A 12158-nucleotide genomic window follows, 5' to 3' on the forward strand; every position below is an offset into this window, starting at 1 on the left:
TTCGTGTTGGGTGCGTTAGCCGAGCGTCAGGACGCCGTCCACGCGCCGCGGGATCCCCAGCGGGTTGGAGTCGTGCAGCGCCGGGTGCAGCACGCTCTCCGGTGCGTCCTGGTAGGCCACGGGGCGCTGGAAGCGGCGGACTGCAGTGGCGCCCACGGACGTGAACAAGGAGGTCGTGGCCGGGTAGGGGCCGCCGTGTTGCTGGGCCCAGTTCACGGCCACCCCCGTGGGCCAACCGTCGAACAGGACCCTGCCGGCCAAAGTGCTCAGCTGCTCCACCAGTGCAGAAACGTCCTCGCCGGGTTGTGCGTGCACAGTGCCCGTGAGGCTTCCGGGAACCTTGGCGAGCGCGGCGGACAGTTCGTCCTGGGAGGTGTACTCGATCAGCAGCGTGGTGGGGCCGAAGCATTCCTCCAGCAACTCATCAGGGCGTTCCAGCACATTTGCGGCGCTGGTGGAGAACACCACAGGCGCGGCGCCGTCCGCCAGGCTGTCCTGCTCCACCGTGCCGCTGACGACGGCGACTCCCGGTTGCTCAGCAACGTTGCGCAGCCCGTCCGGATAGGCTTCCGCGATGCGCTCGGTCAGCATGGCGGCTGTCGGCTTGTCCTTGCTGGCCTCGGCAAGGTGCGATGCGAAGTTCGATCCCGCCGGGATGAACACCAGTCCGGGCTTGGTGCAGAACTGGCCGGCGCCCTGGGTAAAGGAACCCGCCAGGCCTGCCGCTAGCTGCTGACCGCGTTCGGCGAGCGCGTCCGCAGTGATGACCACCGGGTTCAAGCTGCCCAGTTCACCGTAGAACGGGATGGGCTCCGGGCGGGACGTCGCGAGATCGAACAGCGCCCGGCCGCCGGGGATGGAGCCGGTGAAGCCTACTGCCTTGATGGCCGGGTCCTGGACCAGTGCCGTTCCGGCTTCGCGTCCGCTGACCAGCGCGAAGATTCCATCCGGGGCTCCGGCCTTGGCCAGCGCCTCGGTGACGATTTCCGCGGTCCTCTGGGACAGCCGAAGGTGGCCCGAGTGTGCTTTGACGACCACCGGGCAGCCAACAGCCAGCGCGGACGCTGTATCGCCGCCCGCCACGGAGAACGCGAACGGGAAGTTCGACGCAGAGAACACGGCCACGGGACCGATCGGCCGCAGTATGCGGCGCAGGTCTGGCTTGGGCGGGGTGGCGGACGGGTCAGCGTGGTCGATGACGGCTTCGAGGTACGAGCCTTCAGTGATGACGTTGGCGAACAGGCGCAGCTGCCCGCTGGTCCTCGCCACCTCGCCCGTGAGCCGGACGGTCCCGAGGCTTGTTTCAGAGTCGGCGATTGCTACCAGTTCGGTGACGTTGGCGTCCAAAGCGTCGGCGACGGCGGTCAGCCAGGCCGCGCGTTCGGCGTCGGAAGCTGCTGCGGTCACCTTCGCCGCTGCCGTGGCTGCGGCCGTGACGGCGGTCAGGTCAAGAGTTGCTGTACTCAATGCGGTTTCCTTTGCTTTCGGGGGCTGAAGTGTCAGTGGCTTGCGTCGGCGTCAATGCCCCGGCGAACTCGAAGCCGAGACCGGGCAGGCCGGCTGAACTAAGCCTGATGGTGCCTGTCGTGTTGCTGATCCGCACCGGGGAAGGTCCGGCCAGGATCCCGAGTTGGCCGAACGAGGCATCCTCCACGTCCTCCACGCTGACCGGCTCTGCCAAGGTGAGCGCCAACTGTCCGGAGAGCTCCGGAAGCAAGTGCGGTGCCACCCTGATGCTGTGGGTGCGGGCCAACTCCACGATCCTGCGGAATGGGGTGATGCCGCCCACTCGGACAATGTTGGGCTGGATGATGTCCACGGCTTCCGCTTCGATGAAGTCACGGAAGCGGTAGATGGTGTGGACGTTCTCACCCAGGGCAATGGGAACCGGCGAGTGCTTGCGCAGGCGCCGGTACGCCCAGAGGTCGTCGGCACGAATCGGTTCTTCCAGCCACTCCAGTCCGTACTCCCCCAAAACATCCAAGGCACGGAACGTGTGGGCGAGGTCCCAACGCTGGTTGGCGTCGATCATGAGCAGCCGGTCAGGGCCGATCACCTGGCGCACAGCAGCGACGCGCTCGGCATCCTCCCGGAGCTCGGGCTTGCCCACTTTGATCTTCACCGCGTTGTGTCCGGCAGCAACCCACCGCTGGGCTTGCTCCACGAGCTGTTCCAGGGTGTAGTGCAGGTTCACTCCGGAGCCGTACACCTCCACGGATTCCTGGCGCCGGCCCAGGAGCCCCGTGACGGACGTTCCCGCCTGGCGTGCTTTCAAGTCCCACAGGGCAAGGTCCACGCCCGCCATGGCGATGGTGGTCAGCCCTCCCCCGCCCGCTTCATGCAGCCGCTTCCACAGCTGGTCCCACACAATCTCCGGGTTCGCCTCGACGCCCCGGATGAAGGGGGCGATGTCGTGGTCCAGGAGGGCCTTCACTGCCTGGGGACCGATGGTCGGTGTCCATGAGAAGCCGTGGCCCGTGCCGCCGTCGTCCGTGGTCAGTTCGGTGACAATCACGTGGTTCTCGGGCGCCTCCGCGCCCCAACTGCGTAGCAGCGGCACCGTGATCAGCCGGGTGCTGAGGCCCGTAATGCGGGCGGTCATCAGCTGCCGGCCAGCTCGTGGCCCTTGGCCAGGATGGCCTTGAGTTCCAGGAGCTGTTCCTCGCTGGGATCAACCAACGGCGGACGGACCGGGCCAACGGGCAATCCGGCGAGCCTCAGGCCGGCCTTGATAAGGGAGACGCCAAAGCCGGGGGTCTGGTCGCGCAGGCGGACCAGCGGCGCATAGAAGCCCTCAAGCAGCGCGTGACGGCGTTCTTCGTCACCTGAGATGTAGGCGTCGTAGTAGGCCTTGGCGATTTCGGGAGCCATGGCGAACGCTGCCGACGAGTACAGCGGGATGCCCAGGCCACGGTAGGCACCCTGGGTCAGTTCCGCCGTGAGGAGGCCGTTGAAGAGCGCGAAGTCCTTACGCCCGCTCGCGTTGATGGCCGAGACAATTTCCTGGGCCAGCCCCACGTCCCCGATGCCGTCCTTGAAGCCGACTACCTTCGGGTTTGCGGTGAGGCGGGTGATCGCTTCGGCCGTGAACTTGGCAGTTCCGCGGTGGTAGACGATCACGGGCAGGCTACTCGCCGCAGCGATGGCCTCAACGTAGGCCACCACGCCGTCGGTGGGGCCGGTCACCAGGTAGGGCGGGAGCACCAGGAGGGCGTCCGCGCCGGCTTCCTCGGCCACCTTGGCAGCGGCAATGGCATGGCCCAGCGGGCCGCCGGCACCGGAGACCACGGGAACGGCACCCGCAACGGCCTCGACGGCGACAGTCACCACGGTGCGGATCTCATCGAGGGAAAGGGCATGGAACTCGCCGGTGCCGCACGCCGGGAAGACGCCGCCCGGACCGAACGGGAGCCGTGAAGTGATGTGTTCCTTCAGCAGGGCAACATCAACGCTGCCGTCTTCGTCGAAGGGGGTGACGGGGAAGAACAGTACGCCGTCGAAATTCATGGTGTCTCCTTGGTTGCTCCCGCCGGGACCAGGCCGGCGGTGATCTCGTCATTGAGTGGTGCTCGGTTTGCGGCAGTGTCGGGGCCTTCGTAGGGCGGGGTGAGTTCGGTGCGCCAGGTACGCTTCGGTTCCCAGCCCAAAAGGTCGCGGGCTTTGTCGATGGAGAACGCCGGGCTGGTGCCCGTCAAGTGTTGGGTCAGCGGGCCGCTGCCCGGCAGGAAGCGTGGGAACAGTTCCGCCAAGGGCGCTGTAGCCAGGGCATCCTTGGCGCCCACGAAGAACACCTCGCCGTTGGGAATGGTGTCCATCTTGTTCAGGAGAACGTCCAGGAAGTCGGCGACATCCCGGGCGTCCACGTAGTTGAACAGGGCCGGAGCGGACAGCGCGGGATCGTCCAGGCGTTCGCGGACTGTATGGCCTTGCTGCGTGAGCGCTCCTTCCCACTCCTCCGGGGAGATCACGAAGCACGGACGGAAGGCCGCGTACCGGAGCTTGTCGCCCTGCGCCGCTGCGAACATCTGCACCGTTTGCTCGGCGATCAACTTGGACAGCGCGTAGGCGTTCCATGGCTTGGGCGGCGTCCGCTCGTCCAGGGGGAACGACGGCGGCAGCCACCGGGCCGGCGAGCCGTAGCCCAGGGCCGTGGGGCTGCTTGCTGTCACGATCTTCGGGACACCGGCGTCGGTGGCCGCGCTGATCACCGCGTAGGCGAGCCGCGTGTTCGTGCTGAAGATGACGTCCTCGGGTGCGCTGAAGGGTACGGCGATAGCAGCGAGGTGGATGACGGCGTCGGGCCCTGTTTCCCGGATCAGGCGTTCTGCCTCACCCGGCGCAAGAAGGTCTGCGGTGTATTGCCCGGCTCCGGCCGGCAGCTGTTCCGCCGGGATGGCGTCCCGGTCAACGGAAATCACCTCGTGGCCTGCTTCGGCGAGACCGGCCACAACGCTGCGGCCGAGCCTGCCGGAACCACCGGTGACGAAAATCCTGCTCATGATCTGTTCCTTGCGTTGGTAGGTGAACCGGTCAGGCCTGGCTGCGGCTGAGGTCAGCCCCGAGGCCAAGCTCGCTGATACGGACTGGAAGGTCTGTGTCCAGGGACTGGTTGCCGGCGATTCCCACGGACACCGAGCGAAGCCCGTCGATGTAGCCGGACGGGCGGCCCAGCGGGTCCTCGCCGGGACCGTTGAACAGGTCCGAGAGCAGCAGGTTGTCGCCGCCACCGTGACCACCCTCGCCATTGATGATGGGGACCTCGTAGGCAGCTTCCCAGTGTCGTTGGACAACCAGGCGTTCACCGTTACGGCGGACTGCGTCCTCTTCCTCGATGGGTGTCGCGCTCGGGTCAACCACAGTCTTCTTGTCGGTGCTGGACTCGACCGCGGCTCGTTCCACCACTTCGAGTTCCGCCCGGCCTTCAGTGCCGTTGACGGTGACGCGGTAGCCTTCCCACGGGCTGTGGGCGTTCAGCGAGTAGCTGAGTGTGGGGCCGCCCTGGTAGTCCACCACCAGTGCGAGGTTGTCTTCGATGGTGATGCCTTCGGTGAAGACGTCCTGGTCGCGGAGGTAGCCGTCAAACTTTTCGTTGTCGTAGTACAGGGCCTTCAGGCGTTCGTCCTCGCGCATGTCCAGACGGAAGGGGTCATGCTCAAGGCCATCAACGGTGCCACGCTCGGGACGGGAGCCCAAGCCACGCTCGGCAGCATTCTTGTCGCCGTAGAAGCGCAGGCCACCGGATGCGAACACGCGCTCGGGAACGTCGTTGATCCACCAGTTGACGAGGTCGAAGTGGTGCGAGGCCTTGTGGATCAGCAGGCCCCCGGAGTTCTTCTTTTCACGGTGCCAGCGGCGGAAGTAGTCAGCGCCGTGCACGGTGTCCAGGACCCAGCTGAAGTCGATGGACGTGACCTTGCCGATCACCCCGTTCTGGATGACTTCCTTGAGCGCGCTGTTTCGCGGCGAGTAGCGGTAGTTGAACGTGACCACCACGTTGCGGCCGGTCTTTGCGACCGCCTCCGTGATGCGGCGGCAGCCCTCAACGTCGATGGTCAGCGGCTTTTCAACCACGACGTCGGCGCCGGCCTCAAGTGCCTCGACGATGTAGTCCGCGTGGGTGTAATCGGGTGTGGTGACAATGACTCGTTCGATGCCGTTGGCCTGGATGAAGCCGGTCAGCTCGCCCGGCTCGAAGGACGCCACCGGCTGTGTTCCGCCGAGTTCCTTGATGAGCTCCCGATAAAAGTCCACCCGGCCCTGGTTGACGTCCGAAAGGGCAATGAGTTCGGCGACATCCGCGTGCTGTCCGTAAATGGCCCGGATGTACATTTCCGAGCGTCCGCCGGTTCCAATCAGGGCGATCCTGGTCCGTTGGCGGCTGTCTGTCCGGGTTGCCGTTTCCGCTTCTGGGGTCCGGGTCTCGGCTGAGTCGACGTTGACCATGTGAATGCCCCTTTCAAAAGGCAGGAGTGAACCGTTTGACGGCCCGGGTTCGTGTGGAAGAATAACTGAGAAAGCGTTTTCTCGGAGGGATATAAGCTTTCTATCAAGACTCAGGTGGTCACGTCAACCACTGCTCCAACGACGAAGCACATGCGCGGCAGGCAAAAGGGAAGGGGCCACATGGCACGCAGGAACACCAACAGGCGCGTTGGGATTGCCGACGTCGCGGAGAAGGCCGGCGTTTCGCACGCCACGGTTTCACGCGTCATGAACGGTAACGCCGCGGTTGACCCCGGCATCGCCGCGCGGGTCCGTGCGGCTGCGGCCGAGCTCAAGTACCAACCCAACCCCGTGGGCCGAAGCCTGGCACTCGGGAAAACCGACACCATCGGCATTGTGGTCCCGGACCTGGCGAACCCTACCTTCCAGGCCATCTTGCGCGGACTCAGCATCGCAGCAGCCCAGGATGGGTACCGTGTCCTCATTGCCGACTCTTCGGAAGTCACCAGCGAAGAAGCGATCCTGGCCGGGGAGGCCCGGCGGCGCTGTGATGGCGTTGTCCTGTGCGCGCCGCGCATGGGCGATGCCGAACTTGAGGAACTGGCACCCACCCTGCACCCGCTGGTACTCATCAACCGGACCACTATTGCCACCAACACTCCGAGCCTGAGCGTGGACTATGGCCAGGGCATCCAGGAACTGGCGCAACACCTGGTATCCCTGGGTCACCGCAGGCTGGTATTCCTTTCCGGGCCCGAGCACAGCGCTTCAAACCGGCAGCGGCTGGTGGGTTTGGACCAGTTCCGGAAGGAGCACCCGGAGATCGAACTGCAGATGCTCCCGGGAGGTTCGAACTTCGATTCGGGCCACGAATCCACGGATGCCATCATCGCCAGCGGCGCCACGGGCATCCTGGCCTTCAACGACCTCGTAGCCATGGGCCTGCTCAGTGGCTTGCACGAGCGCGGAATCCGCGTCCCGGAGGACATTTCGGTCACCGGCTTCGATGACATTCCGTTCGCAAAATACACCACACCCCCGCTCACGACTGCGGCCGTGCCCATCAACGAACTCGGGAGCCTGGCCTGGCGGAGGATGCGCGAACAGATCCAGCAGGCCGGCGATGCCCCCGTCCAGGCTCAGGACGAATTCTCGCCCAGGGTCGAGATCCGGAAGAGCACTGCAGCCCCTGCCCTCAAGCCGGCTTAGAAAGCAACGCGGGGTCACTTATGGCCCTTTCGGGGGGCTTCTATGGGCCATAAGTGACCCCGCGTTGCTCTATGACCCGTGGGACGAGCCCACTCCGGCTTCTTTGTAGAAGCCTTGGATGTGGGCCGCCACCAGCGCAGCCGCCGTGCCGCCGTCGTTGTTGTTCACCGCGGCGAGGATGGCCCGGTGTTCCGCCCTCAGCCTGGCGCACGTGGCACTCCAGTCGGGCAGGTTCCCTGTCAGCTCACCCGCATAGTTTTCGATCGCGCCCCGCAGCGACGCCATCATCGCACTGACGACGGCGTTTCCCGCCGCCTCGGCGAGGGCAACGTGGAAGCGGGCGTCGAGAGCCAGGAACGCGTCGATATCCTGCTCGGAATCCATCTGATCCAGCAGACCTGCCGCCTCCTCCAGCGCCGGAACACCCGTCTTGGCGCGCTCCGCCGCCCAGGATTCCAGAAGGACCCGCGTCTCCACGATATCGGCCACGGGGAGATGGCGCGTGGCCACATGGAGCCGGAGGGTGGATCCCAGCGCAGAGCCCGGTTCCGCGATGACCACGGTCCCGGCGTCCTTCCCCGAACCAACGCCCGCGCGGACCACACCCATTGCTTCAAGAATCCTGACTGCTTCCCGGACGGAAGTCCGGGACACCTGCAGCTGCTCCGCCATGGTCCGCTCGCCGGGCAGGCGCCCTCCGAGCGTGAGGTCGCCGTCGGAGAGCTGCTTCTCGATCCATTGCAGGACAAGTTCGTGGGTACGCATAACGGAATACTAGTTGATGTGGTCCGACCACATGGATTACAGTGTGGTTAGACCACAGTGGCAGGACCATAGAATTCAAGGGAGAACCGCATGACCGACACCCTCGATCCCAAGATCACCGCCGCCCCCGCAAATGCCGGGAGCGACGAAAACGTGAGCCGCCCGCCCCAGCCGCGACCCGCCGTCGTGCAGCCTCCGGCACTGAAGCGCCGCATCCCTAAAGTCTCGGACCTTGCCCCGCTGATGCAGTTCAAGAAGCCGGAATTCAGCAAGACCGCACGGCTGAAGCGCGCCAGCACCATCTGGGAATTGCGGGACATCGCCAAGCGCCGCACTCCGAAGGCTCCGTTTGACTACACCGACGGTGCCGCCGAAGAAGAAATCACGCTGCGCCGGGCACGCCAGGCTTTCCAAGACATCGAGTTCCGCCCGGGCATCCTCCGGGACGTATCGCGGATCGATCTCCGCACGGACATTCTCGGCAAGGAATCACGCCTCCCCTTCGGCATCGCACCCACCGGGTTCACGCGCATGATGCAGTCCGAGGGCGAATACGCCGGCTCGCAGGCCGCTGAGGCCGCGGGTATTCCCTACACCTTGTCCACCATGGGCACCGCCTCCATCGAGGATGTCGCCACCGCTGCCCCGAACGGCCGCAACTGGTTCCAGCTTTACCTGTGGACCGACCGCGACCGCTCGCTCGAACTGATCGAGCGTGCCGCCAAGGCAGGAAACGACACCCTCATGGTCACCGTGGACACTGCTGTGGCCGGGGCGCGCCTTCGCGATGTCCGCAACGGCATGACCATCCCGCCGGCACTGACGGTGAAAACGGTCTTGGACGCGTCGTACCGTCCGGCGTGGTGGTTCAACTTCCTCACGCACGAACCCCTCACATTCGCGTCCCTCTCGCGCTACACCGGTACGGTTGCTGACCTCATCAACTCCATGTTCGACCCCACCCTCACCTATGAGGACCTGGACTGGCTCCGTGAAACCTGGAAGGGCAAGCTGGTGGTCAAGGGCATCCAGACCGTGGAAGACGCCCGCAAGGTAGTGGACCACGGCGCAGACGGAATCATCCTGTCCAACCATGGCGGCCGCCAACTGGACCGTGCACCCATCCCGTTCCACCTGCTCCCGGACGTCACCTCGGCGTTGAAGGCAGACAACAGCAAGGCCGAAGTCATCCTGGACACCGGCATCATGAGCGGCGCCGACATCGTGGCCGCCTTGGCCCTGGGCGCCGACTTCGCACTGATCGGCCGCGCCTACCTCTACGGACTGATGGCCGGGGGCCGTGAAGGCGTGGACCGGACCATCCAGATCCTGGAGAAGGACATGACCCGGACCATGGCACTCCTGGGCGTCAGCAAGGTCTCGGACCTGAACCCGGACCACGTGCGGCTCCTGCAGCGCTGAGCGCAGCCAAGCACATAGACCCGTAGAGGCCGTTTTGAATATTCAAAACGGCCTCTGCTTTTGGATTTGGGGAGGGGCTAGATCAGGCCCTGCGCAAGCATCGCATCGGCTACCTTGACGAAGCCACCGATATTGGCCCCCACCACGTAGTTTCCAGGCGCCCCGTATTCCTCGGCGGTCTCGGCGCAACGGTCATGGATACCCACCATGATCTCGGTGAGGCGCTGCTCGGTGTGCTCGAAAGACCAGGAGTCACGGCTGGCGTTCTGCTGCATTTCCAGCGCGGAGGTCGCAACGCCACCGGCGTTGGCGGCCTTGCCCGGACCGAACAGGATCCCAGCTTCCTGGAACACGGATACGGCCGAACGCGTGGAGGGCATGTTGGCGCCCTCGGCCACGGCGATCAGTCCATTGCTGACCAGCTTGGCTGCGGCCTCGCCGTCGAGTTCATTCTGGGTGGCACACGGCAGCGCGACAGTACCGTTCACATCCCATACGGAACCGCCGGCAACGTGGCTGGCACCCGGCCGCCGGGCAGCGTAATCGGTGAGGCGCCCGCGCTCGACCTCCTTGATCTGGCTCAACAGCGCGACGTCGATCCCCGCCTCGTCCACGATGTAGCCGGCCGAATCGGAGCAGGCCACCACCGTGGCACCGAGGGACTGCGCCTTGGCGATGGCGTGAATGGCGACATTGCCCGACCCGGAGACCACCACACGCTGGCCGTCAAAGGACTGGCCCTTGGTCTTGAGCATCTCCTGGGCGAAAATCACCGTGCCATACCCGGTGGCTTCGGGACGGACCAGGGAACCACCCCAGGAAATGCCCTTGCCTGTGAGGACGCCGGATTCATAGCGGTTGGTGATGCGCTTGTACTGGCCAAAGAGGTAGCCGATTTCGCGGCCACCCACGCCGATATCGCCGGCCGGAACGTCGGTGTACTCGCCGATGTGACGGTATAGCTCCGTCATGAAGGACTGGCAGAAGCGCATGATTTCGGCGTCGGAACGTCCGCGGGGATCGAAGTCCGAGCCGCCTTTGCCGCCGCCGATCGGCATGCCCGTCAGGGCGTTCTTGAAGATCTGCTCGAAACCGAGGAACTTGACGATGCCCAGATACACGGAGGGGTGGAAGCGGAGTCCACCTTTGTAGGGTCCGAGCGCGGAGTTGAACTCCACCCGGAAGCCGCGGTTCACGTGGACGCGTCCGGCGTCGTCGGTCCACGGGACGCGGAAGATGATCTGGCGTTCGGGTTCGCACAGACGTTCCAGGACGGCACCCTCCAGGAACTCGGGATGACGGTCGTGCACCGGGCCAAGGCTTTCGAAGACCTCACTGACGGCCTGGTGGAATTCCTTCTCCCCCGGGTTCCTCGCCAAAACAGTGTCGCGGACGGCTTCGAGCCTTGAATCCATGCGTCTTCCTAACCTCGGTGCGCCGGCCAGCGGCGGGACGAATCAGTCCCGCCCATGGTTGCACCCGAGGACATAGGATCTCCATCCGGAGCCAATGTGACCCTCTGGACGGAGTTAACACAACCGTAGAAAATCACCGATAAATCAAGGAAGCGGAAGGTTAACAAGAACTCACAATGTGACGAGGATCACGTTAGCTGGAGGCTTCTCAGCGTTTGCGGCCGAACTTGGGGAGGTTGGGCAGATTCGGCAGATTGGCCAACAGGTCAGCAGCCTTGGTGGCGGCCCGGCCCACGGTCCGGCCGATTTGCTGGGGAACGGTATCGTCGGATGCCGGATCGAGTGAGACGGGCGTGCCGCTTGCGTGGACCTTCGCGGCTTGGTTGATTGCCTCGGGAAGGGTCGGCGTCTCAACCGGGGCGGCTGCAGGCTCGACGGCAGCCGGCGCAGCGGCAGGCGCGACGGCGGCGGGAACCGAGGGACCGACGTCGAACGTTTCGAGCCAATTGGCGACGCCGGCCAGCGGCTTGGGATTGAGCGCGTAGAAGCGCTTCTGGCCCTGGGCGCGCATGCTGACGAGATCGGCCTCGCGGAGCACCTTCAGATGCTTGGAGATAGTGGGCTGGCTCGCAGCCAGTTCCTCCACCAGTTCGCCTACTGCTTTATCCCCAGAGCGGAGGGAGACCAGGATGTCGCGCCTGGTTGCCTCAGCTATGACGGCAAATACGTCGTCAGTCACCATGCCTTACACCCTAGCGACATATACGCCGATTGGCATCCCTGTTTCGTTGTGATGCGGCGGGTTTCGTTGTGATGCGGCGGCAGTTCGTTGACCCTCCCCATGGCTGGTGCTACAACAGAGTCACGGCCCGTCCGGGCTCCCAGGGCCCCGGCCGCCCAGAGCGCGGGGTGAGTGGCAATGAGTGACTTCTTTCGGCGGCACATCTTCAACATCATCGCCGCAGTCTTCCTCGCTTTGTTCGTCCTCGTGTGGGCTACTGTGCTGCTGCGGGTCGGGACCTGGGTGCCCACCGGCGGCGCCAAAGCCCCCGAACTCAACGGCGCCCTGGTGACCGCGGCGGGAGTCCTGGCGACCTCGCTGAGTTCCCTGACGGCGTCGGCCTTGGGTTTCACCATCGCCGAAGTCAAGAGCGGGAACCAGAAGGCCGGCGACCCGAATCCCGTGATCCGCCCGTCAGAGGTGGCCATGAAACTCTCTGGCCGGGTGATCTTCGCCATCATGGTCTACATGACCATGGGGATGCTGGTCCTGGTGGTCTGGTTATTCAAAGGACAGGCATCCACGGATCTGATCGGTGCTTTCGCCCTGTCCCTGCTGGGCTGGCTCATCGGCGCAGCGGGAGTGGTCTTCCAAACGGAGAAGACCGAGCCCTAGCCTAAGGC

The 12158-nt window shown here is 64.9% G+C and carries 11 protein-coding genes; 3 read left to right on the forward strand and 8 right to left on the reverse strand.

Annotation, left to right across the window (positions count from 1 at the left end; genetic code table 11):
- Positions 1-15: 15 nt before the first annotated feature.
- Genes AB4Y81_RS04250 through AB4Y81_RS04270 form a run of 5 tightly spaced genes read right to left on the reverse strand, consistent with a single transcriptional unit; the run spans position 16 to position 5943 of the window.
- Positions 16-1467, reverse strand: coding sequence for an aldehyde dehydrogenase (NADP(+)) (locus tag AB4Y81_RS04250; protein ID WP_441995399.1), 1452 nt, complete (start codon positions 1465-1467; stop codon positions 16-18).
- Complete coding sequence (locus AB4Y81_RS04255) at positions 1448-2602, reverse strand: mandelate racemase/muconate lactonizing enzyme family protein (RefSeq protein WP_189075400.1); 1155 nt, start codon at positions 2600-2602, stop codon at positions 1448-1450. Before AB4Y81_RS04255 ends, AB4Y81_RS04250 begins: the two co-directional genes overlap by 20 nt.
- Positions 2602-3507 carry a 5-dehydro-4-deoxyglucarate dehydratase gene (locus tag AB4Y81_RS04260; protein WP_189075401.1) on the reverse strand — a complete coding sequence of 302 codons (906 nt, stop codon included), beginning with the start codon at positions 3505-3507 and terminating at the stop codon, positions 2602-2604. Before AB4Y81_RS04260 ends, AB4Y81_RS04255 begins: the two co-directional genes overlap by 1 nt.
- Positions 3504-4499: an NAD-dependent epimerase/dehydratase family protein gene (locus AB4Y81_RS04265; protein ID WP_189075402.1), complete on the reverse strand. Its 996-nt coding sequence runs from the start codon at positions 4497-4499 to the stop codon at positions 3504-3506. Before AB4Y81_RS04265 ends, AB4Y81_RS04260 begins: the two co-directional genes overlap by 4 nt.
- A 31-nt stretch (positions 4500-4530) precedes the next feature.
- Positions 4531-5943, reverse strand: a complete 1413-nt coding sequence (locus AB4Y81_RS04270) for a Gfo/Idh/MocA family protein (RefSeq protein WP_018777004.1) — start codon at positions 5941-5943, stop codon at positions 4531-4533.
- A 180-nt stretch (positions 5944-6123) separates the two neighbouring features.
- On the opposite strand from AB4Y81_RS04270, the gene AB4Y81_RS04275 reads away from it, so the two are divergent.
- Positions 6124-7152, forward strand: coding sequence for a LacI family DNA-binding transcriptional regulator (locus tag AB4Y81_RS04275; RefSeq protein ID WP_018777005.1), 1029 nt, complete (start codon positions 6124-6126; stop codon positions 7150-7152).
- A 69-nt stretch (positions 7153-7221) separates the two neighbouring features.
- Here AB4Y81_RS04275 and AB4Y81_RS04280 read toward each other — a convergent pair whose 3' ends face one another.
- The gene (locus AB4Y81_RS04280) at positions 7222-7917 is read right to left on the reverse strand and encodes a FadR/GntR family transcriptional regulator (RefSeq protein ID WP_018777006.1); all 696 of its coding nucleotides are present in this window, start codon (positions 7915-7917) and stop codon (positions 7222-7224) included.
- Between the two features lie 90 nt (positions 7918-8007).
- Here AB4Y81_RS04280 and AB4Y81_RS04285 point away from each other — a divergent pair, with 90 nt between their 5' ends.
- Positions 8008-9339: an alpha-hydroxy acid oxidase gene (locus tag AB4Y81_RS04285; RefSeq protein ID WP_441995400.1), complete on the forward strand. Its 1332-nt coding sequence runs from the start codon at positions 8008-8010 to the stop codon at positions 9337-9339.
- Positions 9340-9416: 77 nt separating this feature from the next.
- Here the strand turns inward: AB4Y81_RS04285 and gdhA are convergent, their stop codons facing one another.
- Positions 9417-10754: an NADP-specific glutamate dehydrogenase gene (gene gdhA, locus AB4Y81_RS04290; RefSeq protein ID WP_055971149.1), complete on the reverse strand. Its 1338-nt coding sequence runs from the start codon at positions 10752-10754 to the stop codon at positions 9417-9419.
- Positions 10755-10962: 208 nt separating this feature from the next.
- Positions 10963-11496: an ArsR/SmtB family transcription factor gene (locus AB4Y81_RS04295; protein WP_018777009.1), complete on the reverse strand. Its 534-nt coding sequence runs from the start codon at positions 11494-11496 to the stop codon at positions 10963-10965.
- Positions 11497-11673: 177 nt separating this feature from the next.
- Between AB4Y81_RS04295 and AB4Y81_RS04300 the strand changes: the two genes are divergently transcribed.
- Positions 11674-12150 (forward strand): hypothetical protein, encoded by a 477-nt coding sequence (locus AB4Y81_RS04300; protein WP_039242798.1) that lies wholly within the window; start codon positions 11674-11676, stop codon positions 12148-12150.
- Positions 12151-12158: the final 8 nt, after the last annotated feature.

The organism is Paenarthrobacter sp. TAF1 (assembly GCF_052113825.1).
Taxonomy (GTDB): domain Bacteria; phylum Actinomycetota; class Actinomycetes; order Actinomycetales; family Micrococcaceae; genus Arthrobacter; species Arthrobacter nicotinovorans.

Excerpts from the sequence above, each read along its gene's own strand:
- AB4Y81_RS04260 (WP_189075401.1), bottom strand. The coding sequence starts at position 3,507 with ATGAATTTCGACGGCGTACTGTTCTTCCCCGTCACCCCCTTCGACGAA.
- AB4Y81_RS04255 (WP_189075400.1), bottom strand. The coding sequence starts at position 2,602 with ATGACCGCCCGCATTACGGGCCTCAGCACCCGGCTGATCACGGTGCCG.
- AB4Y81_RS04275 (WP_018777005.1), top strand. The coding sequence starts at position 6,124 with ATGGCACGCAGGAACACCAACAGGCGCGTTGGGATTGCCGACGTCGCG.
- AB4Y81_RS04280 (WP_018777006.1), bottom strand. The coding sequence starts at position 7,917 with ATGCGTACCCACGAACTTGTCCTGCAATGGATCGAGAAGCAGCTCTCC.
- AB4Y81_RS04300 (WP_039242798.1), top strand. The coding sequence starts at position 11,674 with ATGAGTGACTTCTTTCGGCGGCACATCTTCAACATCATCGCCGCAGTC.
- AB4Y81_RS04270 (WP_018777004.1), bottom strand. The coding sequence starts at position 5,943 with ATGGTCAACGTCGACTCAGCCGAGACCCGGACCCCAGAAGCGGAAACG.
- AB4Y81_RS04295 (WP_018777009.1), bottom strand. The coding sequence starts at position 11,496 with ATGGTGACTGACGACGTATTTGCCGTCATAGCTGAGGCAACCAGGCGC.
- gdhA (WP_055971149.1), bottom strand. The coding sequence starts at position 10,754 with ATGGATTCAAGGCTCGAAGCCGTCCGCGACACTGTTTTGGCGAGGAAC.
- AB4Y81_RS04265 (WP_189075402.1), bottom strand. The coding sequence starts at position 4,499 with ATGAGCAGGATTTTCGTCACCGGTGGTTCCGGCAGGCTCGGCCGCAGC.
- AB4Y81_RS04285 (WP_441995400.1), top strand. The coding sequence starts at position 8,008 with ATGACCGACACCCTCGATCCCAAGATCACCGCCGCCCCCGCAAATGCC.